The 24,545-nt window shown below is 46.1% G+C and carries 26 protein-coding genes; all 26 read right to left on the bottom strand.

Annotation, left to right across the window (positions count from 1 at the left end; translation table 11 throughout):
* Position 1: 1 nt before the first annotated feature.
* The 26 genes from FHS10_RS01610 to FHS10_RS01485 all read right to left on the bottom strand — a co-directional run bounded on the left by FHS10_RS01610 (position 2) and on the right by FHS10_RS01485 (position 24,537).
* Positions 2-772, bottom strand: coding sequence for a DUF4099 domain-containing protein (locus FHS10_RS01610; RefSeq protein WP_259087017.1), 771 nt, complete (start codon positions 770-772; stop codon positions 2-4).
* A complete protein-coding gene (locus FHS10_RS01605; protein ID WP_259087016.1) occupies positions 773-1,942 on the bottom strand; it encodes a zincin-like metallopeptidase domain-containing protein in 1,170 nt (389 codons plus the stop codon).
* Positions 1,881-2,363: a M23 family metallopeptidase gene (locus FHS10_RS01600; protein WP_259087011.1), complete on the bottom strand. Its 483-nt coding sequence runs from the start codon at positions 2,361-2,363 to the stop codon at positions 1,881-1,883. The genes FHS10_RS01605 and FHS10_RS01600 overlap by 62 nt, the downstream gene beginning before the upstream one ends.
* Positions 2,360-3,196, bottom strand: a complete 837-nt coding sequence (locus FHS10_RS01595; protein ID WP_259087005.1) for an RNA-binding protein — start codon at positions 3,194-3,196, stop codon at positions 2,360-2,362. The genes FHS10_RS01600 and FHS10_RS01595 overlap by 4 nt, the downstream gene beginning before the upstream one ends.
* 67 nt (positions 3,197-3,263) lie before the next feature.
* Positions 3,264-3,680: a hypothetical protein gene (locus FHS10_RS01590; protein ID WP_259087003.1), complete on the bottom strand. Its 417-nt coding sequence runs from the start codon at positions 3,678-3,680 to the stop codon at positions 3,264-3,266.
* Positions 3,670-5,676: a type IV secretion system DNA-binding domain-containing protein gene (locus FHS10_RS01585; protein ID WP_259087002.1), complete on the bottom strand. Its 2,007-nt coding sequence runs from the start codon at positions 5,674-5,676 to the stop codon at positions 3,670-3,672. Before FHS10_RS01585 ends, FHS10_RS01590 begins: the two co-directional genes overlap by 11 nt.
* A gap of 68 nt (positions 5,677-5,744) precedes the next feature.
* Positions 5,745-6,416, bottom strand: coding sequence for a hypothetical protein (locus FHS10_RS01580; protein ID WP_259086999.1), 672 nt, complete (start codon positions 6,414-6,416; stop codon positions 5,745-5,747).
* A gap of 12 nt (positions 6,417-6,428) precedes the next feature.
* The gene (locus FHS10_RS01575) at positions 6,429-11,864 is read right to left on the bottom strand and encodes a helicase-like domain-containing protein (protein WP_259086998.1); all 5,436 of its coding nucleotides are present in this window, start codon (positions 11,862-11,864) and stop codon (positions 6,429-6,431) included.
* A 25-nt stretch (positions 11,865-11,889) separates the two neighbouring features.
* Positions 11,890-12,105 carry a hypothetical protein gene (locus FHS10_RS01570; protein WP_259086997.1) on the bottom strand — a complete coding sequence of 72 codons (216 nt, stop codon included), beginning with the start codon at positions 12,103-12,105 and terminating at the stop codon, positions 11,890-11,892.
* A gap of 16 nt (positions 12,106-12,121) precedes the next feature.
* Complete coding sequence (locus FHS10_RS01565; protein WP_259086995.1) at positions 12,122-12,919, bottom strand: DUF4138 domain-containing protein; 798 nt, start codon at positions 12,917-12,919, stop codon at positions 12,122-12,124.
* 17 nt (positions 12,920-12,936) lie between these two features.
* A complete protein-coding gene (traM, locus tag FHS10_RS01560) occupies positions 12,937-14,142 on the bottom strand; it encodes a conjugative transposon protein TraM (protein ID WP_259086993.1) in 1,206 nt (401 codons plus the stop codon).
* A gap of 6 nt (positions 14,143-14,148) precedes the next feature.
* Complete coding sequence (locus FHS10_RS01555; protein WP_259086991.1) at positions 14,149-14,562, bottom strand: hypothetical protein; 414 nt, start codon at positions 14,560-14,562, stop codon at positions 14,149-14,151.
* On the bottom strand, positions 14,540-15,154 hold the full coding sequence (traK, locus tag FHS10_RS01550) for a conjugative transposon protein TraK (protein WP_259086990.1): 615 nt from the start codon (positions 15,152-15,154) through the stop codon (positions 14,540-14,542). The genes FHS10_RS01555 and traK overlap by 23 nt, the downstream gene beginning before the upstream one ends.
* A 79-nt stretch (positions 15,155-15,233) precedes the next feature.
* Positions 15,234-16,391 carry a TraJ family protein gene (locus FHS10_RS01545; RefSeq protein ID WP_259086988.1) on the bottom strand — a complete coding sequence of 386 codons (1,158 nt, stop codon included), beginning with the start codon at positions 16,389-16,391 and terminating at the stop codon, positions 15,234-15,236.
* Positions 16,388-17,170, bottom strand: coding sequence for a hypothetical protein (locus FHS10_RS01540; RefSeq protein ID WP_259086987.1), 783 nt, complete (start codon positions 17,168-17,170; stop codon positions 16,388-16,390). Before FHS10_RS01540 ends, FHS10_RS01545 begins: the two co-directional genes overlap by 4 nt.
* Positions 17,171-17,226: 56 nt before the next feature.
* Positions 17,227-17,901 carry a hypothetical protein gene (locus tag FHS10_RS01535; protein ID WP_259086985.1) on the bottom strand — a complete coding sequence of 225 codons (675 nt, stop codon included), beginning with the start codon at positions 17,899-17,901 and terminating at the stop codon, positions 17,227-17,229.
* Entirely contained in the window at positions 17,898-18,566 is a 669-nt protein-coding gene (locus FHS10_RS01530) for a hypothetical protein (protein WP_259086983.1), read from the bottom strand. Before FHS10_RS01530 ends, FHS10_RS01535 begins: the two co-directional genes overlap by 4 nt.
* Positions 18,567-18,574: 8 nt before the next feature.
* Complete coding sequence (locus FHS10_RS01525; RefSeq protein ID WP_259086982.1) at positions 18,575-19,099, bottom strand: MT-A70 family methyltransferase; 525 nt, start codon at positions 19,097-19,099, stop codon at positions 18,575-18,577.
* Positions 19,096-19,776 carry a hypothetical protein gene (locus FHS10_RS01520; RefSeq protein WP_259086980.1) on the bottom strand — a complete coding sequence of 227 codons (681 nt, stop codon included), beginning with the start codon at positions 19,774-19,776 and terminating at the stop codon, positions 19,096-19,098. The genes FHS10_RS01525 and FHS10_RS01520 overlap by 4 nt, the downstream gene beginning before the upstream one ends.
* The gene (locus FHS10_RS01515; protein WP_259086978.1) at positions 19,773-22,196 is read right to left on the bottom strand and encodes a TraG family conjugative transposon ATPase; all 2,424 of its coding nucleotides are present in this window, start codon (positions 22,194-22,196) and stop codon (positions 19,773-19,775) included. The genes FHS10_RS01520 and FHS10_RS01515 overlap by 4 nt, the downstream gene beginning before the upstream one ends.
* On the bottom strand, positions 22,174-22,461 hold the full coding sequence (locus FHS10_RS01510; RefSeq protein WP_259086976.1) for a plasmid transfer protein: 288 nt from the start codon (positions 22,459-22,461) through the stop codon (positions 22,174-22,176). Before FHS10_RS01510 ends, FHS10_RS01515 begins: the two co-directional genes overlap by 23 nt.
* Entirely contained in the window at positions 22,461-22,766 is a 306-nt protein-coding gene (locus FHS10_RS01505; protein ID WP_091169525.1) for a DUF4134 domain-containing protein, read from the bottom strand. Before FHS10_RS01505 ends, FHS10_RS01510 begins: the two co-directional genes overlap by 1 nt.
* Positions 22,767-22,994: 228 nt before the next feature.
* Positions 22,995-23,291 carry a DUF4134 family protein gene (locus FHS10_RS01500; protein WP_259086972.1) on the bottom strand — a complete coding sequence of 99 codons (297 nt, stop codon included), beginning with the start codon at positions 23,289-23,291 and terminating at the stop codon, positions 22,995-22,997.
* A gap of 3 nt (positions 23,292-23,294) precedes the next feature.
* Positions 23,295-23,579 carry a hypothetical protein gene (locus tag FHS10_RS01495; RefSeq protein ID WP_259086970.1) on the bottom strand — a complete coding sequence of 95 codons (285 nt, stop codon included), beginning with the start codon at positions 23,577-23,579 and terminating at the stop codon, positions 23,295-23,297.
* On the bottom strand, positions 23,576-23,923 hold the full coding sequence (locus tag FHS10_RS01490; RefSeq protein WP_259086969.1) for a hypothetical protein: 348 nt from the start codon (positions 23,921-23,923) through the stop codon (positions 23,576-23,578). Before FHS10_RS01490 ends, FHS10_RS01495 begins: the two co-directional genes overlap by 4 nt.
* Entirely contained in the window at positions 23,911-24,537 is a 627-nt protein-coding gene (locus FHS10_RS01485; RefSeq protein ID WP_259086967.1) for a ParA family protein, read from the bottom strand. The genes FHS10_RS01490 and FHS10_RS01485 overlap by 13 nt, the downstream gene beginning before the upstream one ends.
* Between the last annotated feature and the right edge of the window lie 8 nt (positions 24,538-24,545).

Genomic DNA, 24,545 nt, shown 5'->3' with positions numbered 1-24,545 from the left:
GTTACCTTCCCCTACCGGCCTGGTATTGTTCAAACTGGTGCCGTTTAAATCCATGCTGGTTTTCCATGTCTTTGAGCGCCTGATAATAGCCAGGGCTCAGTTTCTCGGCGGCTTTTTGATCTCGTTTCTGATTAAAGAGCGCGTTCAATCCTCTGCTAACTAAATAGGAAAGTCCCCCGTCAATTAAAACGGAGGCTACCAGCGCCAGTTTATTGGAACGGATGCCTTGTCTGTCTGTGCCGGAATAATTGAACCTGGTGCCGTCGGCTATTTCCACTTCCCTGCCTTTGCGATAATTTTCTTTTTGCGCGGGCGTCAGGAATTCGTTGTTGACCATGTCCGGCGCCAGGATCTTGTCGGTGTCTGAAACGATAAACTCTTTTGTTTCCGGGTCATATTCTACCAGCATTTCCTTTTTTTTGCCCTGATTATCGAGGGTAATTCTCAGCAAGCTTCCTATTTCACCCGTTTGCAGTTGCCGGGCTTCGGTATCGGTCAACAGGTCGGGAATTTCCGCATTCCGGTAGATTGGGTGAATCAACAGGTCCACCTGGCCTTTTTCATTGGGCTTCAGAGATATCTTGGCATTGATAGATTTTATCTTGACGTTGCCGGCTTCCAGATCATGCAGTTCCAGTAAGCTTGTGCGGCGACCTGAAAGCAAGGCTTTAAGATCATCGACATTTAACAGGAGCTGACCGCCTGCGGCCAGCCCTATGGTCCCCAAATCCTCGATTGGGAGATCAGCTTCATTATACTTTACCGGATTCATTTATCTTTCCATTTGATAGTTTTGTTCCTCTGATTGACCTCTACCCTCATCCAATTCCATTTCCGGCTCTCTTGGATTAGCTTTCGCTTCCAACAGGGATTTATAAAGACCATACTCCGGCTTCAAAACTTTACGGGTGCCGTCGGCATCTTCTACTTTGATACTTTTATTTTTATGGGTTTCCAGTACTTTGTAAGTAGTATCGAGGTAAGCGATCTCATCGCCTTTCTTGAAACCAATATCCGTACTTTGTTTTTGTTCACGCTTTAGGTCAATACCCAATAAGAGGTTGGCGATTTTTTGCGCGTCGCGGGAAGCTTTCGCGATCTCAAAAGGCTCATCCTTTAAGATCCTGGAAAAACTGCTCATATAGGCGTCCTTCTGTCCGAAGTTATGGCCGATCTTCAGTTCGCCACCGATCAGGATACCGGCAATTGCTGCCCGCATTTCTTCCCGAGCATAATCCTGCGAGCCGAATTTCCCTTCCATTGGGCGGTTCAGCCGGCTTTCATGACCTGACCAATGCGCGAGCTGATGAATGGCGGCCAGGTAGTATTTGGTTTCATTCTCGAATGTTTCTTTTTCAGGTAAAAAGATGGCGTCACGCTTTTTATCATAATAAGCTTCTTGACCACCATGAATGATAACTGCTTTGCTGTCTTCGATCAGTTTCTCCGCGCGTTCAACCGGCGATAAAGTTTGACCTTCTTCCTGTTTCGCCAAAAACTCTTGTAAAGGCATGACATCCTTCATTTGTTCCGCATTGAACAGGAAAGCTTTTCCCTGTTGCGGCTTTTCAAATTCAACCGTTTTGGTTTGGGTAACCCCCTTGTCGTCTTTTATGGTTTTACCTTCGGCGGTTCGGATGGCCTGTATATCGCTTGTTTTTGGAAACTCAATCAGCGTACCCTTTTCACCCTCTTTTACCCAGTTGCCGGCATAACGGGCGGCATCTGCCGACATCCAGCGTGGGTCGTCACGCCGCTGCATCCCAAGGGCCAGTGCATTCATCGCGCTATAGCCTTTTCCCGTGGTCGGGTTAATGGGTTTTACGAAAGCGGGCATCCCGTTTTCTTTTACCGGTTTTTGAAATAAGGAATTACCCTCTTTAATTTCCGCTATCAGCTTGTCTGAAAGCTGAATGGGAAGTGCTTTGAAATTTTTGCTCATTTTCTTGTTTAATTAGCAGTTCATATAAAAATTTAATTGGATTGATGTATTTGTGCCTGTAGCAGATGCTAAAATGCAGATGCTCGCCGGTTACACGACCTGTCGCGCCAGTAATACCTATGGGTTCGCCGGCTGTTACCGTGTCCTGTGGGCCGATTAAAACCTGACTCAGGTGGCCATAGATGGATGTAATCTCACCATGATCCAGTCTGATATTGATACCGAGTCCATCATCGTAGCCGGTTGATTTAACCAGGCCGTCAAGGATGGCATATACAGTATCATGCCTGGCCTTAAAATCAACACCTGCGTGCAGGGCGTATTTGCCGATAAGCGGGTGGATCCGGTAACCGAAATCAGAATTTATTGTAAGATGTTTGAGGGGCAGGCAGACCAGGCAAATGCTGATCAATATTTTCATCGGCCGCGGGATTGGGCCAGTTCCTGCTTTTGTGCCGGGTTAATGGATTCCAGCACACTGTCCCGCACACCGGGATTATCTTTTGCGATTGCAAGTGCTGAAAATGAGGCCTGGGATGTACCCCTGTCCTGTAGCAACATGATCTTATACATAGCTTTAAAATCGTCAAGCGGCATCGATGAGCCATTTTTTGTCAGGTCGTCTAAAACCTGCTGTTTGTCTTTAAGCTTCATCACCTGTTCAGCGGGATAAATAGCTTCGTTTCCTTCCGGGAAACGTACATAGTTTTCAGATGCTGACCTGGCATAGGTCACTACCCCGATCTGTCCATGTTTGGTCGCGGGATCATTTTCCAGATCCGGCAAGACCAGGACAAGGGTTCCGTTTAAATTTTCCTTTTCCATAGTATTTAATGTTTGAGATTCTATCTGGCGGCTTTTTCCCCGGGCGGCGAGGTTGAGTACCTCATTCAGGCGAATTGTGGCCCAGCGATGGAGTTCGGGATCGTCCCGCACCATTTCAAAGGCCTGCTTTAATTTTTTACCCGATCCGGAGGCTTGTAACCGGGCCAGGGTTCGCAGGTTTTCGGGGATTGGCGGCCATAACACTGACCTTTTAGTTTCTGCCAATTCAATGAGTTCCCCAACCGGTCTCAGTACAAACAAGTTCTTAGCGCTAAACCAATCCATTTCCTCATCCTCAAACCTTATCCCAATTTTGTCCGTTATAAAGTCCTTAGTTTCAATGGTACCGATCCTGCCCATGTAATCAGATGACCAGAGTACCGGGCTAACCATGACCATTGAGCCAATGGCATTATGCTGTTTCATCATTGTATCGCTAAATTTTCGTTGAAATATTCATTCTGCTGATTGCCGCTAAAAGCCTCTTTCGCTGCGCCTATCTATCCAGCCCTTTGCTTTGCTGAAGGCCGATAATTTTGTCAAGCGGGGTTACGCTGGCCTCCCGGATATTTTCATTCTTCTCCACCAGTTCCATCGCGGTTCGCATTTGTTTAACCGTACCCCGATCCGTTAAACGGGCAATGGTCTTCAAGTCTTTAAAATCGTAAGGGGAGATATCTGCCGCATGATTCTGCAGGTATTCATAGATCTCATCCGGCTCCTTCAGTACCATCAGGGCGTCGGCACTGTGGAGGCGAGATTCGGCCCTGCCACCGTATTTAACATAAAAATCATCACGGACCAGGTCAGCTTTGACGATCTCTCCTATCACCCCCTCCTTGTCAGCATGCGCTTCCCACATTTCGGGATGCAGCATGACCACTGTTCCTTTTAAATTTTGTTCATCTATCATTTTTCAGACTTATTTTAGCCGGTACCGGTAATGCAGGCGGTTTGAATGCCATTACCATTTCCTGGATTTCCCGGCTGATGTGGTTAAAATTCTGGCGAAGCTTTTCATCCATTTGCCCGCCGAAATCATAAAAGGTGGGCAAAGGTTTATAGCCCTTTTCTTCCCGCCTGATCTCTTCCATGTCGAGGTTAACCCGGCAATTAACCGCTGATGTTTCAAATTTTCCGGTAAACTTTTCCTGCGCGTCGGCAGCGACCATCCCGACTAACTCCCCTGAATTGAGCGAGGCGATTTTTCCCGCGGGGATCAATACTTCCAGTTTTTCATTCAGGGAAGTAGAAGTTTTATTACGGTCAATGGACAGCCCCTCACCAATTTGCTTGGATTTGCCAAAGAGCCGCTCCAGCCATTCGAGTGTTTCCTTGTTCCGGACGGAGCCTGACAGCACGGTACCAACGACTGAGGTAATTGTTGCGGCTGTGTCCTTGCCGTACTGTTGATTGAATTGCGGCAATTCCTGCAATCCCATCAGTACAGCTACCTTATTTGACCGGGCAGTTGCAATTAAATTTTCCACGCGGTGAACGAATAAGGTGGGTACCTCATCCACGATCAATGCAGAGGGCAGGTTCCCCTTGGTGTTAATAAGCTTGGTGAGCCTGTTGATGATGATCGAATAGCAGGCCGAATTGATATTTTGAGTATTCGGGTCATTGGCCAATACCAGCATGCCTGGGTTTGCCCTGTCCGATATTTTCAGATCGAAGTCATTGCCCGAAAAGACCCAAAACGTTTCTTTGGTCGCCAAACGGCTGATAAAGATCTTGAGCGTACCGATCTGCCCTTCCAACTGGTTAAATGCCTTGGCGTCGAATGCTGTCATGAATGGTGATAACAATGAGCGCAATTCAGGCTCAGAGGTTAAGGCGTTGAATATTTCCTCGTAAGAGCGATTGAGCAGCGCCAAAACGTGCGGGAAGCTTGAGTATATTCCGCCTTTGTATTTACTCATAAAATAAATACAGGAGGCCAAAAAGTTAATTGCGGACTGCGTAAAGAACTGGTCACTGCCCCCAGACCGGTCACCCTTTTTTAGTGCTTCCACCAATGCCTCAGCGGTTTCGGCGGCGTCAGCCAGGGATTTAATATAATCGGCCCGCCAGGGATTGATACGCCGGCTTTTCGCCATGTCGTTCAGATTAATGACATGGAAAGCATAGTCTTTCAATTTCCCGTGTTGTTTTGCTAATAGGTAATGGTAATAAGCGATATGCCCGAGATCCGGAAACTTGAAATCGTACAGGCAAACCGCAAACTCCTTGGCAATCAATTGCCTGATGAACGGGTTTACAATCGAAAAGCTCTTCCCGGAGCCAGGGGTACCGATCACCATTGTACCCCGGAAAACGTTGCAGATATTGATCCAGCCCTTCCGTACCCTGCCCTTATAGTAAAAAAGCATGGGAATGTTCACCGAATACGGGGTTTCTACCCTTTTCACCGGCTGCATAAAGCTTTCGGCTTCGGTATTCCAGATATCCTTGCCTAAACCGGAGCTGATCATCTTGGAGATGTTGTCCATCGATATACTCACGAGCAAGGCGCCCAAAAAAGAGCATATCATGTACAACAGACCGTACCAGGTCGTATAGATGAATGCGACCGGGGAGGCGCGCCCCTGAAAGACCAGGCTGCCGAAGAACAAAAACAGGCCGAGTGTAAGCGGATAGGCTATGTGCTTTTTAGGGTCAAGGTCTGTTTCCTTTTTCGCCAGCGTACCGATACTCACCAGACAAATAATGCCCAATGTCGCCAGCTTACTATAGACCAGTTTCGAGTAAATAACCAGGTGACTGATCTTATCCAGCGGGGTAAAAAAAATGCCCCAAAAAGAGGCATCGTGATAAATAAAAATGGCGGCTTCCAGGCCTATGGATATGTAAATGGCACATTGCAAAAAACCGTGAAGTTTTTGCTGTTCACGCGTTTCCTCCATGCTGAAAACGGATTAAAAATTAAAAAGCCACCGGGTTTTGCGGGTGGCTTATAGTCAAATGAATTGACTTAGCGGCTCATTCCCTGTGTGCCGTCAGGCCCTTTTTGAGGCGCGGGGTCCCGGGTATGGTGAGCACTGTTATATGTTTCTAATAAAAACGCTGTATGGCGCCCGTCAGGAACTTCTGCGAAAATGATATGCTCAGGGAGCACAGCCGGCGGGGCATAGGGATTCAATTCATGCGGAAACGGCACCTGGAGCACATTGGTATCGATATAAACACCGGTTTTCCCATTATGCTTAAATACATCTGCAAATTTGATCTGGTTCCAATAGTTTTTGGTATCCCGAAAGGCATTGCGCTTTTCGTCAATAAAGAAATCTTTCCCTGCAATTTGAACAACAGGTAAGTCAACAGGGTAATGCTCCCGCCAACCGGGGCGGAACTCATCCATCCAGGCATTCTTGCCCAAGGGATCGAGGGCATCAAAGGGGTAAAGCCAAAATAATTTCACCCTGTCGGGCAGTGATCCAACCAGAGGGCCGTCAAAAGCATTTTTAGTAAGGGGATCATACCAGAGTTCTACATGGTCATCCAGGCACATGAGGTCATACATCGTGATCTGGTTGTCGGGATTCGCAACTTCTACGAGCGCCATCAGGTACCCGTTCACATAAAATGGAACCCCTTCCAGTTCAACCACCGGAAAGGGGCCATTATAGTCATCTGTTTTTTTCATGTTGTTGGATTATCAGCGTTGTATAAATACCGGCGTCTCTATATTGACGGCTGTTTCTTCTTTAGGTAACAATTGCTCCGACTGGGCCTGCTTGTCACTTTCCGCGATTTTTTGACTGATCTCCAGTTCCAGCCTGTCCAGTTCCCGTTTTAATGAAGCAAGCTCATACTCCTGTTCAAATGGTCGCTGTGTGAGCTCCTGGATTTCCGGGATCTGTTTATTGATGCCGGAAAGTTCTTTCTCATAGCGTTCCGCCATACCAACTACCCTATTAATTGCGTCTAAAAAATACCTGGCTGCCAGTTTGGGATTGTCGATATTCGGAGCTCCCCCATTCTGCATATATTTAATGCCGGTCGTACGGCTTTCCGCATAAAGGGAAGTAACATGGTCGATCCTACTGCTAAATTCTGTCTCCACCGTTTGCAGCTTCCGCCTGATGTACAGATCAAAACCATAGAGCTCGCCCAAATGCAAATCGGGCTTGTTGAAATCTTTGGGCTGCCAGTTTTTGTACAGGTCTATCAGTTTCTGACCGATGGCTACTGGATCCACCTGAAACATATCAATCAACTGCAAGGGGTTAATTTTCGCACCGTCAGCATCATATTTCAGCACCTGTTTGTAGGCTATTTCATCGGCACGCACCATATCGAGTGTAACCTGGGTATCCCTGCTTTTCTTTTCGAGGTCTTCCAGCAAGTACCTGCTGCGGGCAACTTCTTTAAAATGGGCAGCTTTATAGCCCTCGAGTTCAGCTACCTTCTTTTCGATGCGGGTCTTTTCCAATAAAGAGGTATCACCTGATAATATCGCAATGTACTCCGAGAAGCTCATACCGCTTTGCTCATCCATTGCACCTTCGTCCAGGGTACGCACAGCCAGTTCATTATTCTTCATCTGGCTAATAAAGATCTGTTTGTTCTTGAGCAGGTTGAACTTATAGTTATCCAATGATTGCTCCACGGCATATATAAAGTTCCGCACCTTGTTGTTATAGAACTTCTTGGCGAGCCAGTTGCCCTGTCTTGCGCCACGGCCATCGCGCTGCTCCAGTTCCGAGGGTTTCCAGGGAATATCCAGGTGGTGCATGGCAACGATCCGCTCCTGCACATTTAAACCGGTACCTGCTTTCTCGGTACTGCCGATCAAAATCCGGATCTCTCCGGCATTCATTTTCTTGAACAGCTCTTTACGCTGTTTATCCGTTGCCCAGTTATGAATAAAGGTGATCTGGTTTGCCGGGATATTGAAATCAGTTACCAGCTTATCCCGTAAGGCATCATACACATTGAATTCACTGGTTTTAGGCGTACCAATGTCACTGAAAATGATCTGCGTCCCTTTATGCGGGGTACTTTCGTGGTAGATCTCCGCTACGTTCCGGGCACAGACATTGACCTTATTACCGGGATGGTCGCCATATTTTTCGGGATTGACCAGCCGCATATCTACCGCCATTTTTTTGGCATAGTTAGTAGCAATCAGCATCCGGCCTTTATCCTCATCTTTGGTCAGCGGCCGCCTGCCGATCAGCGTGGCATCCCCTGTTTTGGCGAATTGCATCAGCCGTTTAATAAACTCCTGCTGATCCGGTGTCGGTTTAATATTGACGAGGGTTTCATCGATTTCCGGCTTATCAAGATTGATATGCTTGGCGGTTTTATAATCGGTGATCTGGTTATAAAACAGCGCCAGTTCAGGTACTTTGATAAAATGACGGAAACGTTCTTTGGCCCTGATCTCGTTGGTAACGGTAAATTCAAAATCAACCGTTTTTCGTGCATATACTGCCGCCCAGGCATCAAAATTGGAGATACGCTGTCTTTCCAACTCCCGCGGCCGGAGGTATTTGAAAATCAGGTACATTTCCGTCAGGCTATTGGAAATCGGCGTTCCTGAAAGAAATGTGGCACAAAGGTCTGAGTCATTCTTCTCCTGCAGGGTGCGGATCGCGAAGAGCATATTGAGCGCTTTCTGACTGCCGGCCATGTTCCCCAGACCTGCAACTTTGGTATGCCTGGTGGTGAACGTCAGGTTCTTGAACTTATGGGATTCATCAATGAACAAATGATCTACATTCAGCTCGCTGAAATTAATACCGGTATCCTTTCGCTGTTCAATGGCATCCATGATACCTTTCAGCTTAGCTTCGAGATTTTCCTTACGGATCTCCAGGCCTTTCAGCATCTCGCGGGTAATTTCCTCGCCGGCATCCTGACAGCTCAACAAATCCTGTTCGGTATTGTCCAGTTCAATTTCCAGGATCTGCCGTTGAATTTCCGGTGATTGCGGAATTTTACCAAACTGGTCATGTGTCAGGATGATGCAGTCCCAGTTGTTGTTTTTGATCTCGTGAAAGATCCTTTTGCGCTTGGCCGGTTCAAAATCATTTTCACCAGGCGCCAGGAGTTTCGCTTTGGGATAAGCCAGCCGGAAAGTATCGGTGATTTGCTGCACATTAGCCTTTAAGGCCAAAATCATGGGCTTATGAACAATACCCAGCCGCTTCATTTCCATGGCAGCCAGGATCATGGTCAGGGTTTTGCCTAAACCCACCTCGTGGTCAATTAATCCGCCATTATTTTGAATGATCCGCCAGGCTGCGTTGCTTTGAGAGGAATAGGGACCCGGAATACGCAGCGCTTTCAGATCAAGCCCCGGGAAATTCAGGTGGCTGCCGTCAAACTCCCGTAGGGTGTAACAATTATAGGTGTCGTTGTATAGCTTTTCTAAATGCTGTTTATCCTCATTCGGCAATTCCAACAGCCAAAGCAGGTAGCGTGAACGGATGTTATCAATTTTCCGGTGCGCATTCTGGATGGCTTCGGTATCGGGTATCCGTACAACTTTGCCGTACTGCTCTACCGGGTAAGTAAAATACGGTGTGGTATTCAGCAGCGCGTATTCCAGTAAGGTACGGCCGGTGATCTTGTTGCTTTCTTTTGGTGTTACCGAAAACTCTTCATTGGTAATGGTATTGCCTTTTTTAGCATAGCTTACCTTATAGGTATCTATGGAGTTATAAAAGTCAACCCTGGTATCCAGCTTAAACAGGTCTGTGGCAAAACGCTGGTAATATTCAACGGGCACCCATCGTTCCCCAAGGTTAAAGTCCAGCAGTTCAAAGGGAATCTTTTCGGGCTGTACGCGCCGGATAGCGGCAAGGCTCCTTGCAAATTGCAGGTTTTCAGGTTCAGCCATCGCCAGTTTCTCGGCGGTCTTTAACTTTTCCACCACATTACCTGACAAATAGTTGTCGGTTGTTTCCCATTTAAGTGTTTGAGGATTTAGGATAATTTGCTTATCCAGTTGAAGGATGACTTCATCTTCGGTTAAACCGGTGATCTGGGAGATCATGGGAAGGTCAACCCGCCCTGTATCATTCAGGCTGCGTGCTAACGCTTCAGCGGGGTCGTCCGTTTTCAGCAGCTCTTTTTGCTGAAAAAGCGGCCCGTAAAATATATCTGAACGGACAAATTTATCCTGGTCTTTTATTTCAAGGGAGGATATGATCTTAAAGCCTAAAGCAACATCATTAAAAATGCGGTTACGGTTGACATTTTTATTGAGCTCCCCGTATTTGCCTACAAAAGCCTCATAATAAAAATTCAGGGATTTGCGCAGTTCGGGGAACTGGATGTTGTGCTCATTCTCCAAACCGGAAAGCTCCAGGTAAATATCCCGCAGCACCAGGTAATCCTCATAAAAAGCCAGTTCCGGTTGCGGATCAAGGGGCTCAAATTTCGCCTCAAAATTGTGGGGCTCCCCGATCAGACCAAGCTTACTGTTAAAAATGACCAGCGTATCTTTTGTATAAAAAGGCTTCAGGTCCGTAAAAGCTTTTGGCTTATCGGGTAGTAATTTAAAAGCGGGTTCTAACGAGGTATCGCCCTCATACCGGTAATCATAACCAAAATGCTTCAGCTTCGCCGAAAGCACATCGAGTTCATGACCGAGGTTTACGCCTGATAGCCACTTCCCGGGAAAGGAGATTTCCGAAAGGTTACTGTATAGCTTATAGATATAGCGGCTATTGGCTTTTGCCCGGGCGGTCAGCAATACAATGCTGTCATGCAACGGCTTTGCTGTTGTACGGATCGTACTGATCAGCCGTGCCGTGCCCGCGTCAATAAATTGACGATCAAGGTCGTCAAGGTAAGCCAGCGCTTTGTTATCCTCATCAATTTTTGCAGGCGCATCAAACAAACCCAGCTGGCCAAAACTCAATTTCGGCTTATCCTCTTTTTTCTCCTGCTCGGGAACAGGTAAAAAGGTAAATTGGTTAAGCTGGCCCTGCTTTTTGTCAAAAGAGATCGTTTTCCATTTGGCACGGTCAAAATGATTAAAGCCGGCGATCAGCTGTTTTTTGAGCAGGGGCAGAATATCCTGCATCTCGCCGTTCTGCCAGGCGAGCCGGGAGGCTTTGCCCCTTGCATTGGTGCCCTCGATGATCTCATCGGCATATACCAGTTCATTTTTGTCGGCTAACCAGGCATTCAGGTAATACTTACCATAAGTATTTTCACGCTCCACGGTATCGATCAGCTGGCTTTCCGCTTCTGTAAGCGTTTCTTTGGTATCGTTTTTCTGTACCAGGATCAGGTGCATGCCTACTTCCACATTGGCATTTTCCTTCATTAAATTGGCTGGTAGTACGGCAACGGTTAACAGGTCGGCAGAGGTAAACAGGTATTTCCTCGCAGCAGCATTGGAAGGATTATTCAGGAAAGCATCGGTAACAATATAAGCTAAAATACCGCCGTCTTTGAGCTTATCCAGCCCTTTAGCAAAGAAGTAGGTATGTACTTTGGCGGAGATGCCGCTTTTGTTATAGGCAGGGTCATGCACCGCGATCTTGCCAAATGGAATATTGCTGATCACAATATCCGATTGCGACTTTTCGGTCGCCGCCGTTTCTTCCAGTTTTTTGATCTGTACATCTACCGGAATATCATAGGTAGAACAAATCGCTTTGAGCACTTTACCCGTCAGGATATCTTTCTCAACCGCGGTTATTTGCTCTATATCAGCAAAGGTTTTTATGGCTTCTCCGATAAAAACCCCGGCCCCCGCACTTGGCTCGTAGATACGTTTCGGTAGAATATTACATTCGGCCATCGCGTCATAAATGACCTCCGGGATATAATCCGGCGTATAATAGGCGGTTGAGGAACTGCTTTTTAATGCATCCATGGCTACCTTATATTCCTTGTCCGTTAATTTCTCCTGAAGCAGGCCGTGCAATTCCATGACCTGGGGATAAAGTTTCAGATCGGCTTTTGAAGCACCTAACCTGGGCCACTGAGATAATTCGCCGGGCGGAAACAATACAGCTTTGAGGCCGCCGAATCCGGCATAACTTTTTAAGGTTTCCAGTTCTGTTTCAGAGAGCTGCTGGCCGGTGAAGTCCAGCGCGATCCGGATGGCAGCGATATTATCTGCCATCTTCCTTACCGGATTAAATGCCATACTAAACCTCCTGTAAATAATCTGCTATGGTTCCGATCACTTCATATTTTAAGAAGCGGTCGTCCTCGTCCAGGCCCCTGATCAGGGGGGCGCATACTTCGAGGATATTGGTAAGCTCGTAATGGAGTATCCCCTGGTTGGAGAAGCGCAGATAGGTCGCCAGAAATTCTTCTTCCAGTACGAGCTTTACATAATCGTAGGCTACGGGATCTGTCATAAGAAAAGATATAAGGTTAGTTAGGCAGCATATCTGCATCAAGGATATCCTGGTAGGATATGCTCAGCGTCACGATACGGCCGGAAAGCTGCTTTTCGCTGAGTTCTGCACGGAGCACTTTATTTCCGGGGAAGGACATTTTCTTAAAGACAAATACGTTCCGGTAGTTCCTTGAAAAAGTGGGCGGACTAAACAACACAAACTCCGGTTTGATCTCCACGGATTGGTTATTGGCTGCCTTGGTTACCTTTTTATCGTCTACCTTAAACCGAAAATCTGCGATATCATATTTCAGGTTGGTTTTATTGTGATAGGAAATATCCAGGAAAATATAATCGCCCACCGTGTAGACATGGTTCAATTGTCCCTGAATGCCGAAAGCTTTCACTTTTTCTACGCGTTTACCCGGGCTTTTGGCAACCAGGCTGAGCGCCAAGCTCCTCAATTGGTTTTGTGAAAGCCCGATCCCGGAAATATCCAGGGGCCGCATCGCTGCTGGTGTTATTTCTATTTCGCTTGGGACACCGGGATAACCGGGCAATAACCGGTACTGTGCAATGAATTTTTCCCCGGCAATCGTGATGACCGAGCCAACAAATGATTTGAGTGAATCCCGCAGTTTTAAACGCAATACGTTTTTGAGCGGCAGGTCACCAATTAGCTCTTTGGTGGAAATATCCACGTACTGGATCGCTTCCGGTGATATAAAATGAATGGTCAGGTTTTCCGGCAAGTAAATTACCGGCAGTTGATCCTGCGCATAAATAGCAGGTGCCATAAGCAGCAATGCAATGAATAATAATATCTTTTTCATGTGAGTTTTTGTAAGTGTTATCGTTGGTCACCCGTGCTGAGGCTTTCCTGTTTCTGTGCGCTTTGCAAGGCATCCGGGTCGATGATATAGAGGTAAGAGTTGTATTTAAGCTTTGCCTTATTCTTGCGGATCAGATCGGCTATAGCCGAGGAAGTGGACTGAAACATTTTACTGAGCGAACTCATCACAAACTGGGTGTTTCCCGAACCTCCATCTACGGTAACGCCTTGCACGGAATTGCTGCCCAGGTCTTTGGTAAAGTCACGGAATGCGGATGAGGGTACATACAGGCCCGGTAACCCGTCCATATCGTAAACGTCTAGTTTGACCGGCAGTATCTTACCATCATATAGGATAGATGTAATGGAAAGCGTAACCCGCTGCTCTGAAAATCCATTGATCAAAGCATATAGAAAAGTGCCTTTTTTGATCAGGTTGTTGCCGGCTTTGATATCTTCCAGCAGTTTGATCCGCAAACGTGAGCCGGCATACCCGGTTATATTTTCATCAATGACGGCGCTGATAAATGCCGGTTCCTTTTCCGGCATAACCGTATTAAAGTCACCGGACACCGCATCAGCCTTTTCAACGGTCAGCTTGAGTTGGTTTTCCTTTTGCTTTGCAGCTTTATCGGCAGCCTCTTTTTTTTTCAGCTCATCTTTGTAGGCAGGATCATTCTGCTTGTTGATACTATCCATGATGGCCATTTGCTGCCTGAAAACATCCATAGGATCTTTTTCCTTTGGGGTGCTTTCCTTTTCATGGGCCTGGTTTGCCTGACGGCGGCTCATTTCTTCCACGGCTCTGGCGACCTGCCGGTCATGTGTAATATCAGTTTCAGTTGGCTGGCCGGAATTGGAATTATTAGCCGAGCTGAACTTCAGTTTCATGGCCTGCCGGATGGAATCCAGCTTTCTTTTCTGTTGCTCTGAATAGTCATTATTATAGGTTGGATTACTGGAATTTTCTTTGGGGATCACATTTACCGCGGTCAGGCCATCGGCTTCCTTGTAGGTGTTCCTGTAGGCATAAAGCTTATCTGCCAGTTGTTTCTTACGCACATCAGCTGATACCGCGCCGACTGATCCGTTCAAGTCGACAGTTTCTTTCACCGCCTGCTTTGGTTTGGAAAAACCGCTTTGCCAGGCATAAAAGAACAGGCATAGAAAAGGCAATAAGATGACCGGCAGCACATACTTGGGCTGTTTAAAATCGATTTTCATAACATTTTATGGGAGGGATTGGTGAATTTTGGAAAGGCGGTCAAGGGTGCTATCCAGTAGGGTGCTGTCTGCACCTGTCAATTGCTTTTTGGCAGAAATACTGTCCACCATTTTTTTGAGGTGCAGCGTTTCCCGGATATTGCCGGTTGCCCGCATAATCTGATCAAAGCCATCCTCTACCGGGTTGACTTTTTTGAGGGTATTTGTTTTTACTTTATCCGGATGACTAAAAACCGTAAATGATAATACGAGCGACAGCGCCATCAGGAAGATCATGGCCCCAAACATGATTTTTGGATAAGACGCTGCCAGGCGTTTCCCTACATTGCTAACCATGGTAAAATAAGGGGCAAATTCCTTTTGTATCTCGCTATACAGTGTATCCCTGGGATCCCTGTTAGAATGTATTTTTTTCCACATCTTGAAGGTCTTTATTTTCCAGGGTTTTCCAGTTCGTAATGAGTACACCGTGGGGGTTATTGTCGCTTCGGGGTATATCCTTCAGGTTGCCTTCAGTGATCAGCGAACGCACAACAGTAGAGCTGCGCCGGTCAATTTTCAGTTTTCCGTAATAGCGGAAATAGCGCCGGGGCATATCTACAGCAATCGAATCCGTTTGCAGGGTCAACACAGAGCTGGAAGAAAGGATCGAGTTAAAAAAACCATTCTCCTTCAAATTATTGTATTGCTGCATCCCGGATTCGTCCACGAGGTACATGGCCTTTTTCATCTGGTACTCCATGTAATTATCATCCGGGGTCAGGGAAAAGAAGAGCGAATGAAACAAGTCCACATCAGCCCGGTATTCCGCTGGCCTGTTCATCTGTACATCCGTCTGCCGCGCCAATATGGGGATATTGTTATCCAGTATATAAATGCTTTTTTGCGCATTGGATACCAGTTTAAAGGCATACAGGCTATTCATAGCGACAATGATCAGGGAGGTCAGCAGGCTGCCGACCGCGATGAAAGTCGCCAACCTTACCTTGGCTTCGATATTTTTTATGATCATAAAAATGGTGTTAAATAAAAAAGGCCGGCCCGCGTTAGCGGGTCAGCCCTGACATCAAAAAGAGAACGAAAAAAAAGAATTAAAAGAAGCTGCCGGCAGCTTTCCTCGCCATACTGGTTACCGTACCCGCACTGCGGGCAAAGGTTGAAGTGGCCGAGCTGATGCCGGACGTAGAGATGATCCAGGTAGAGATACTGGGCACAGTGAACATACAGATCGCGCCGATTAAAAATACAATGATCACGGTGCCGAAGGACAGGATGCCATTGCCGGCAAACCAGGCCATTTTTTGAAGGTTCGTGTTCGTTCCATCTGCGCCGACCAGTTCCGTGTATTTGCTAATTTCTGATTTCAGCGCATATTCCTGCATCAGCCCGCAGATGTACATGATCAGGTATGCAATACCGCTATACAGGTTCACCGAAATAAAACGGGCTATCCAGGTGCTGAAACTATCGCGAAAAGCCGGCAATATACTGACGGCTACAGCAAAGGGGCCGAGCATGATCAGAATGGAGGAGTAAATGATCTGAATCATAAAGATAATGTACACCGCTAAACGCAGTATCCATATTCCTAACAGTTCCAATAACTGCGTAAAGAGTAGCTGCATCCCAACGGTGAGCCTGTTTTTTAATTCCAGCAATGGTGAAACTACGCTGCTGATCCCCTCTTTAACAGTACTTGTTACGGAATCCCAGGCCTGGCCATACCAGGTATCGCTTTCTTTCTCAGCAACTTCGGTTTGTGCCTGGTAGGTGTACAGGGAATTGGCTACTGCCAGCATCAGGCTGGAGCGGTTAAGCCGCAGGTTGTTGACAATGGTTTGTTCGCTGCTAAACATTTGTTCTGTCTGACTGGCAACAATATCTGTCGGAAAAGCGATTATCCGGGTGAATGGCCCCCACCATAAGATGACCATGGCCAAACCAAAGGGCCTTAATAATGGCATGATCTCTAACTGCTTATCGCCTGCCATCATCTCATAGGATTTAATAGCAAAAAAGATGATCATAAAAATAGCAGAAAGTGCTTTGGCATCGGTGATAAACATATCAAAATGCGCCCACACGGAATCTTTGAGGCCTTTCAAAAACACCATGACACCTTCCTCGTAAACACCGTCACCCTGTAAGAACTGCAAAGTCTTGCCATTGTCGGGCGTGCTTGCCGTTTGGGCAAATACTGCTGTGATATCAAAGCATAGGAGTATTAATAGAAATATTTTCTTCTTCATTGCAAATGTTGTAAAACTTGTTTGGCGATCCGGATATCTGTCTGTGGTGTCCATTCGCTGACCGTCACCTGGTTGGTTTTCAGCTTATGCTGTTGTGCGGTCATATTGATAGTGGCTTGCGCCGATGAGGTCCGGATAGCCCATATCCCGGCAAGCCTGCGGTATTCCATCAGGTAGCGGTGGTAGGCCAGTATCCGGGCTCCCCTATCCATTATCGTGGAATGTGCCGCCTGGATTCTTTCTTTGAGCATATCCAGTTCATTTTTATACCAGTCATATAAACCTTCGGAAAGCAGTTTAGCGCTGACCTGCGGCGAAAGCCCACCTAATATGGAAGCCGTCGAATTATTCAGCACAGGTTTAAGCTCATTACTATAATACAATTGCCACAAAGGGTCAAAATCTGAAGTTAAACCGGACTGGTTAGCTATTTCAGAAAGCGCGGTTTTGCGCACGGTATCTGATTGTAGTTTGTATTTATTATCGGTGCTGTTCATGGCACCCACCAGTGCGAGCCGCTGGGTTTGCGGCCCCGTCGCGCTCAGCGGCCGCAGATCCTTTTTGTGATAACTGGGGTGAAATAAACCCCAGGTCAGCCAGTAATACGGGTTGAGGCTGAGAAATCCCGCCTTTGGCGTGAACTTATTCTGGTCCCATTGCAGGTAAACCATGCGTTGCTCCTGGTAGCGGACGCTTTGGTCATTCACCTCCGACTGGCCGAAACAGCTGCTAATGAATGCTAGCAGCATAAATGTTATAGGAATTAAAAATTTTTCCATGATTTAATTGTTTTTAAAAGGCATTCAAGCTATCATCGGACTATGTCGAATGATGGTCATTGGTGCAAGTATTTAGCGTTTTGAATGATCTGGCTGACATAGGTTTTATCCTGGCTAACCCAGCCTGCAAATGGTGTTGCTGACGCGATAAGACCACGCTGCCTCGCCCAGTACATAGACTTCCAGGCACCATAAGCTAAGCCGTCCAGTATTTGGAGTTGTGTAATTACTTTGCGCAGCAATTGGTCTCGGGAATTATAATCAGCCAGTACGTTATTGCCTTCTTTAAGGATATAACCGGAAACATCGCTAACCAGCGTCAGTGATCTTGTTCGCATTTCAGCAGCAATATTGCCTGCGAATGCCAAAAGGTAAGGTTCACTTTTGGCCATCGCCAGGGCTTGATTGATATAACCGGTCATATCGGCAATGATGACTGCGATGTTTTTGACCGCAAGACCATCTTTTAAGGCAGAGTTGACATTGGAAAGCCCTTCGTAGATCATGGTCTGGGCAAGCACCACTGAACCAACATTGGTGTTGAGGTCATTGATATTATTATTGATCTTACTGAGGTATTGCTCATGTGTCGCCTCCGCACCGCTCCTTACAGCAGCATTTTGAGAGACCGCAACCAGGTGCTGGTAGTCGATGACGTATTCCTGCGCCATTAAGGGAGGCGAAAGGTAAAGGGCGAAAAGTGTAAGGAGCCCAGGGATTCTTTTTTTCATTGTTTCAGGTATTTGGCGTTTTGAATAATGTCCTGCCCGATGGACTTATCCGCATCAATAAAATTCTGAAATGGATTGGCCGCCCTTAACAGTGCGGCGAGGCTGGAGTATTGCATCATGTTAAGCATATTGCCGGACAAATCCTGAATATTGCTTAGTTCAGAGATCACGTAATCAAAAAGCATCTTCCGGTCGGATGCCTTCATTTGGTTAACATTACCAAGCGATAAAGAAAGGCCTGTAACGTAGGCCACCAGGCTCCTGGCCTGTGAAGTAAACTGCAACGCAGATTGGTACCCGATAGCAATTAAGGCCGGATTTTTTTGTACCAATTGTACGATTTGGGCCTGGTTGCTGATGATCCGGCTGACCATCGGTGAAGCGTATATGCCGATATCTGCAATATTTATCGCGGTGCCGAGGGTATTATACCGCTGTTGTAAAGTCCGGTACATGGCTTTCGTTTTACCCAGTAAGGTCAGGTTGGCCTGTTCATTTGCTGTTGTTAAAGCCTGCTGGTTCTTTGCCTTTACCTGCAGCTTATTTTCCGATTCAGATTCATCCACCAGTTGGTGAAGGGCGGGAATATCCAGTATTTTTTGCTGTGCAAAGACTTTTTCGCCAAAGGCTATCAGGATAGCCAGGATCATTAATATGGCTTTCATAAATAGTTTCATTTATTGTTATTGTGGTGGAACACATTCCAGCCGGGACGGCTTGTGGAACCCAAAACCTGGAGTTTTGATCTGTTTGGGAATAAACTCTCTATTAAAGCATAGGCATCCGCCGGTTTGCGTTTCCGGTTTTTAACCCTGCCCGTAAATGGCGACTTTAGGGGATCTGGAAAAGTTATTGCCGATGAAAACAAAGTACCTTTATAATAAATCATGAGGTATTCAAAGACCTCTTTTGAGACTCCCCTTTTCCACTTTGGCCTGTGCCATATCAGATACTGATGATATTCATAGCCCAAACGCTTCATGTAATCCTTGCATTCCTCTGTGAATTTTTCGGTAACCCAGATAAAAACGATATGATCCGGTGAGGTCAGATATTCGAGGCAATCCCCCAGGAATTGGAAGGCCTGCATGGCTTTCAGCATTTTTGGGGATATATTATCAGTCTGTATCCTATGCGATCTTCTGTAAATACGGTATTGTTTCCACAGCGGGCAGATCATAATGACTTCGTGTTTCATTGCTTCAGGTATTTGGCATTCGTTAAAACATCATTGGCTATTCTAACATCCTGATTTTGCCATTCGGCCCAGGGGTTAAGCGAGCGAAAAATGCCGTTGATCTTTGCCCAGTACATCGCCCGGCTCATGCCGTAGGCGATACCGCGAAGGATGCGCATTTCATCGGCAATATGATTGAGCAATTTTCCCCTTTCGCCGGAATCCATGAGATTATCTTTTCCGCCTTTCAGCACGAATGCGCTGACATCCGCGGCAAGGATAGTGGCCCTTGTTTCAAAGTCCCTGGTTCCCTGTTCTGCAAACAGCAGTAATACCGGATCGGACTTGGCCAGTTTGACTGATGATTCCACATCTCTGATAATATCTGAGCCACATGCTGCTATTTCTTTTATGGTCGACAGGTTATTAATTACTGATGCTATCTGGCTCAAACCCTGGTAGATCTTGTTTTGCAGGTTGTTGACAATAACCAGCTGCCCACTGACCGCCAGCTGTTCCTTCTGGATGAGATTTAACTTGTCATTGGTCGTTTTCAATTGGCTGTTAATAACACCTGCATTTATGGCGATTGCCGCTGAAACGGCAGGATCTACGGTCAATGTCTGTGCATACATATAATAATGAGATGCTAAAAAAACTATGGCTAATAATGTCCATTTAACAAAATAATTCTTCATGATTGTTGATTTTGATTAACCTGTGAAATGAAAGCCGATAAGGATTTACCGCTGTCTTTGAAATCCCTGACGAAGGCATCAAGGCCATCCGGGTAAGAACCGAAGCGGTTGGTATAGCTTTCTACCGCCGACTTTTCCGGTTTTTCTGTGGTGTAAGTAAGGTATTGGTGAAGCGATACCTCTACACCATATACTTCTCCAACGGCACCGCGACGAATATATACCTCTTTAAACCGGCCCCGGTTTTCTGTATTATCAAGCTGATTGATGGTAAAAATCTTGCGCCTTTCAGTTTCATTAATGGAAAGAAGGGAGGCGATCTGGTCATAATTATCTTTAAACTTAGTCTGGTCAAGCAAAAAGATAGTATCTGAATTATTGATAATACTGTCTTTAACAACGGCGTTGCCAATGATGTCTCCCAATTCCTGCGTGACAACTATAGCCTCCCCCCAAAACTTGCGTACCGTTTTGTAGAGGTACAAAATATAGCCGGCCATGAGCGGGCTCGCGATAGCTTTCCAGGCCTCTTCAATAATCAAGGTTTTACGCCGGTCGGAACGGTACCTCATCTTTTGGATGAATACATCCATGATGATGAGCGTGACGAGTGGAAAGAGAATCTTGTGCTCCTTTATACTGTCAATTTCGAAGACAATAAAGCGTTCGGTAAACAGGGATTTATCCGTTTCGTTGTTTAGAATAGCTGCAAACTCGCCGCCATTGTAGAATTTCTTAAGGACATAGCGGAACTCGTCAAAGTCAAAAGGAATTTTCTCTTCCTTTTTTATCTCGGGTATTTTTTCCAGCGCGAACTCATAAAAAGTATTGAAGTTCAATTTCCCGCCGGTGGCAAAGAATTTACCATAGTAAGCTGAGATCACATTGGCGATTACGTCACGCTCTACCGGGGAGAACGTTCCTTCTGCACCTTTCCAGGCAACAGCAATCAGTGTACACAGGAAATCCTTTTTTTCAATATTGTACTCCGCTTCAGTGATCTGAAAGGGATTCATGGTAATAGGCTTCTTATCTGTGTAGGTGATGTATTTGCCCTGATAATATTTACATAGCCCTGAATAGGAATGGCCTGTATCGACAATCACCATGTCCATATTGTAGAGCATGTAATTTTCTATCAGTGAACAAGTCAGAAAGCTCTTACCGGAACCTGAGGGGCCTAAAATGAAGCGGTTTCTTGAATTGATCCGCCCTGTCCGCATAGGGAGGTCAGAGGGATCAATGGCCACCGGAATACCCTGCCGGTCGGTAAACCTGATCAGGAAATCGGAAAGTTCATCTTTGGGCAGTGATTCCTTAAAGAAGAAGCAAACAGCCGCATCACAGGTAGTGAGAAACCAATCATACTCCTTTAGCTCCACGCCGTTCCCGGGCAGTACCGTGCGAAAAAGCTCCAGTTGGTTGTAAGCGTTTTTGCTGGGGATAATCCCTAACTGGAAGAGCGAGTTCTCCACAAAATTGACCGCCTTTTGAATGGCGTTGGCTTGCGCTGCCACGAGGATATTAAAATGGCAATTGACCAGTAATTGGTTTTCTCGGGCGACATCGTTTAACAGGAGGTCGATATCTTCTACACATAGTTGATTGGCTGGATCAGGGATACCGGCATGCCTTTTCCTTTTTTGCTCCAGCTTTCGGAGCGTTGCGACCTGGTTGGGTATTTCAATGACCTGGTTATAAACGATCACATCGACACCGGGCACTTTGAACAGGAATGACAGGAAATCCACCGGAAACCCGCGCATGCTTTCCTTATCGTTGAGTTCGATGTGCGTGGAAACCTCAGGCGGCAGATCGATGTTATCGATATTGACCAGGCTGATACTGCGTACTGATCTTTCGCCCATCCTGATCTCGGTTTCCGAGGGAGCAAGATTATCCAGTACGATGTTGGCCCCGCCAAAGTCCATACTGAGCAGTTGTAAAACCAGCTGGTTCAACCAGCCTTCATTCAAGGCCTTTGAAGAGGGCAGCACGTCCAATACTTTGCCTATAGCCTGCCTGAAATCCCGCAGAACACGGGCATCATAAACATAAAACGCGCCCTTTTTGACCCGGCGCGTTATGGTTAAATAAGTAGTGACCTTCAGACATTCCCGCCCGTCAAAATGCGCGTTATACTGTTTTTGTAGGTATTCACTGGCGGGTTGGCCCTTATAGCGTGAACGGCTGATGATATCCTGCTTTTGCAGGAGATAACCATCGCCTAATATTTTAACGACATTAATGAGCAGATGGTGAAACTCTTCATATCCTGCCGGATAAGCGGAATAGCGGATGACGGGGTTGACTAATTCGATAACGACAGAGCATTCGCCATTCAGGCCTATGAGTAAATCGTATTCACCGTCTTTATCCACTCCCGCATAGGGAATGTTAAACAAGGTTTTTACGCCCATAACGATTAAGAATGTAAATGTTTGAAGCGCGGCTTTTGGAATGAAGGCCGCCTTTTTGCTTGCCGGCAGTAAATAATAAACCGCCAACAATAAAGCCGATGAGAACCATGGCTCCGAGCCACATATTGACCAGTGACATGGTTAAAGCCCCAAATACAAGTCCTGCTAAAAGTGAGGCTATACCCCAATAAATGAACTTGCCTTTGAAGCCTTTGAATATAAGGGGCCGTTGCAGCCCCTTATAAACGGGATACTTCCTGGCCATTATAAACCGAAGAAAGCTTTGATCACCAATGCGGAAACCACGAGAAAGACACAACTGCCGCCCCATCCCATAAGCTCTTTGTTGATGTCTTGATCACCCGAATTCCACTTCGAGTAAACACGGATGGCACCAACGATACCGACAATACCGCCGATCACCAGGGTGATGTTTGTTACCGGGGCTACATAGGTTTTTAAGGTAGAGGTCGCTGTGTTGAGGCCGTTAACGCCGCTTTGCGCAAACACAGGTACAGACAGGGCCAGCAATACGGCTGAGGCCCATAACTTTTTTGTTTTTGTAAACATTAAAAGGGAGAAAAAAATAAAGGCGGAGATCTTTTAAGGCCACCCGGGAGATGGCCATGTATGGTAAAAGAGCGTTCAGATCACGAACAGCGCCCCTAAAAATTCACCCAAAGGGAATGGCAGTATTAACTGCTCTGTTAAACCTATAGCAGGTTATTGTTGAAGATAATATAGACAGGAATCTTTTATTGCTTCCTGGGAAGAAGCATCATTAAATACAACAGGCATTCAGATTCCGAACAATGCCCGTAAAAAAGGACCCGAAAGGATCATAAAAAAAGCAGCGAAAAACCAGGCGGCAACGGCTGAATCTATCCGATCCTTACCCATTTGCCAATTCTGGTATATTTTAAGTGCGCCAATGAGGCCAAATAAAAGGGCGAGCGTTAGCGCAAAATCAAAGGCTGAAAAAAACGATGAAGAAAGGTCTTGTTTGGCCTGCGCCAATGAACCATCAGTTATACCGGGCTGTGCTACCGCTATCATCGTGAGCAGGCTGCACCAGGCTGTCAGGAAAAATTTCATATGTTAAAAACTAACGGCTTTGGTGTACTCGACCGACTCTTCACGGGCGAGGTTGAACATCTGCTTGAGGCTGACACCTCCTGAAAAAACAACTGATGATTCTTTTCCATTTGGAATAGATTCGTCTGCGTATGATCTAACCGGCTCAATATCTTCCACAAAAGTGAGTTCATGTTGATCGTTTCCGGTATCCCCACGATTGTTGCGCAGGTAATCCCAAATGATCAGGGCTGCATAGTAGCTGGTATAGATACCGAGCAGCCATAGCGTAAATTTTATCCAGGTCATAAGTCTGTGTTTTGTATAAACTGTTTAATAATGGTTTTCAATTCGGGGTAGGTGTCGAATAAATGTTTTACAGCAAAGGCAACGAATTTGGTCACGTCTACTCCTGTGGCCATTTTAAATTTATTCATGATATCCGCGGTCTGCTTATCGAAGCGGACATGCACCATGTTTTTGTTATCGCTGTTATCATAGGCGATCAAGGCTTTGAGTATAGTGGATTCCATGATTTTGTCCGCCTTTTTCGGGACCTTTTTATGGACTTCGTCCCCGGCTCCCTGGTAGCCGCCACCCGGCTTAACCATTTTTTCACGTAGCTGGTCAGCTAATGATTTCATTTTTTCCATAGTTGGTCAGCGAATATTTCTTCGAATACTGGTGTAATTACACTGTAAAGCGATAAGGGCGTTTGAAAGGTGGTGATCCTTTGGAAGTCGATACGGTCAGGTATGGCTGCCGTTATCTTACCGAATTTGGATAGTTGTTCATTTACCTCGCTCATGATCTCGAACTTGACATTCGCTTTGATCCGGTTAGGGATAAAAACTACCTGTACTTTCGGGTTGACCTTTTTAAGCACAACGGCAAATAAAACGGTCGATTCAAATGTAAATTCATCATAGGAAAAAGGACAGATGACCAGGTCAGCGCATTTAAAAACAGGTATTAACCCATCGTCATCCAGTTTACCCGGCAAATCGATCAGTATCGCATCCCTTTTGCTTTTAGTGAGCACGTTGCTCAATACCGGAAAAGTTTCCAGCGTTGCCGCCATTACATCATATGGCTCATCATTCTCCAGCACTTTCGCCTTTTCAAATTTCTGGGAGATTGATTGCTGATAATCCATATCAATAATGGTTACCGGCCAGTCTTTAGCCAGGCTCAGGTAGTTCCCTGATAGGACGGTGAGCGTACTTTTTCCTACGCCACCCTTTTGGTTGCCAAATAAACAGATCATAAGTTTTC

It is taken from the genome of Mucilaginibacter dorajii (assembly GCF_024808255.1).
Lineage (GTDB): Bacteria > Bacteroidota > Bacteroidia > Sphingobacteriales > Sphingobacteriaceae > Mucilaginibacter > Mucilaginibacter dorajii.
The sequence above is the reverse complement of the archived record's forward strand: the minus strand, read 5'-3'. Positions and strand labels throughout refer to the sequence as shown.

Excerpts from the sequence above, each read along its gene's own strand:
- FHS10_RS01610 (WP_259087017.1), bottom strand. The coding sequence starts at position 772 with ATGAATCCGGTAAAGTATAATGAAGCTGATCTCCCAATCGAGGATTTG.
- FHS10_RS01605 (WP_259087016.1), bottom strand. The coding sequence starts at position 1,942 with ATGAGCAAAAATTTCAAAGCACTTCCCATTCAGCTTTCAGACAAGCTG.
- FHS10_RS01600 (WP_259087011.1), bottom strand. The coding sequence starts at position 2,363 with ATGAAAATATTGATCAGCATTTGCCTGGTCTGCCTGCCCCTCAAACAT.
- FHS10_RS01595 (WP_259087005.1), bottom strand. The coding sequence starts at position 3,196 with ATGATGAAACAGCATAATGCCATTGGCTCAATGGTCATGGTTAGCCCG.
- FHS10_RS01590 (WP_259087003.1), bottom strand. The coding sequence starts at position 3,680 with ATGATAGATGAACAAAATTTAAAAGGAACAGTGGTCATGCTGCATCCC.
- FHS10_RS01585 (WP_259087002.1), bottom strand. The coding sequence starts at position 5,676 with ATGGAGGAAACGCGTGAACAGCAAAAACTTCACGGTTTTTTGCAATGT.
- FHS10_RS01580 (WP_259086999.1), bottom strand. The coding sequence starts at position 6,416 with ATGAAAAAAACAGATGACTATAATGGCCCCTTTCCGGTGGTTGAACTG.
- FHS10_RS01575 (WP_259086998.1), bottom strand. The coding sequence starts at position 11,864 with ATGGCAGATAATATCGCTGCCATCCGGATCGCGCTGGACTTCACCGGC.
- FHS10_RS01570 (WP_259086997.1), bottom strand. The coding sequence starts at position 12,105 with ATGACAGATCCCGTAGCCTACGATTATGTAAAGCTCGTACTGGAAGAA.
- FHS10_RS01565 (WP_259086995.1), bottom strand. The coding sequence starts at position 12,919 with ATGAAAAAGATATTATTATTCATTGCATTGCTGCTTATGGCACCTGCT.
- traM (WP_259086993.1), bottom strand. The coding sequence starts at position 14,142 with ATGAAAATCGATTTTAAACAGCCCAAGTATGTGCTGCCGGTCATCTTA.
- FHS10_RS01555 (WP_259086991.1), bottom strand. The coding sequence starts at position 14,562 with ATGTGGAAAAAAATACATTCTAACAGGGATCCCAGGGATACACTGTAT.
- traK (WP_259086990.1), bottom strand. The coding sequence starts at position 15,154 with ATGATCATAAAAAATATCGAAGCCAAGGTAAGGTTGGCGACTTTCATC.
- FHS10_RS01545 (WP_259086988.1), bottom strand. The coding sequence starts at position 16,391 with ATGAAGAAGAAAATATTTCTATTAATACTCCTATGCTTTGATATCACA.
- FHS10_RS01540 (WP_259086987.1), bottom strand. The coding sequence starts at position 17,170 with ATGGAAAAATTTTTAATTCCTATAACATTTATGCTGCTAGCATTCATT.
- FHS10_RS01535 (WP_259086985.1), bottom strand. The coding sequence starts at position 17,901 with ATGAAAAAAAGAATCCCTGGGCTCCTTACACTTTTCGCCCTTTACCTT.
- FHS10_RS01530 (WP_259086983.1), bottom strand. The coding sequence starts at position 18,566 with ATGAAAGCCATATTAATGATCCTGGCTATCCTGATAGCCTTTGGCGAA.
- FHS10_RS01525 (WP_259086982.1), bottom strand. The coding sequence starts at position 19,099 with ATGAAACACGAAGTCATTATGATCTGCCCGCTGTGGAAACAATACCGT.
- FHS10_RS01520 (WP_259086980.1), bottom strand. The coding sequence starts at position 19,776 with ATGAAGAATTATTTTGTTAAATGGACATTATTAGCCATAGTTTTTTTA.
- FHS10_RS01515 (WP_259086978.1), bottom strand. The coding sequence starts at position 22,196 with ATGGGCGTAAAAACCTTGTTTAACATTCCCTATGCGGGAGTGGATAAA.
- FHS10_RS01510 (WP_259086976.1), bottom strand. The coding sequence starts at position 22,461 with ATGGCCAGGAAGTATCCCGTTTATAAGGGGCTGCAACGGCCCCTTATA.
- FHS10_RS01505 (WP_091169525.1), bottom strand. The coding sequence starts at position 22,766 with ATGTTTACAAAAACAAAAAAGTTATGGGCCTCAGCCGTATTGCTGGCC.
- FHS10_RS01500 (WP_259086972.1), bottom strand. The coding sequence starts at position 23,291 with ATGAAATTTTTCCTGACAGCCTGGTGCAGCCTGCTCACGATGATAGCG.
- FHS10_RS01495 (WP_259086970.1), bottom strand. The coding sequence starts at position 23,579 with ATGACCTGGATAAAATTTACGCTATGGCTGCTCGGTATCTATACCAGC.
- FHS10_RS01490 (WP_259086969.1), bottom strand. The coding sequence starts at position 23,923 with ATGGAAAAAATGAAATCATTAGCTGACCAGCTACGTGAAAAAATGGTT.
- FHS10_RS01485 (WP_259086967.1), bottom strand. The coding sequence starts at position 24,537 with ATGATCTGTTTATTTGGCAACCAAAAGGGTGGCGTAGGAAAAAGTACG.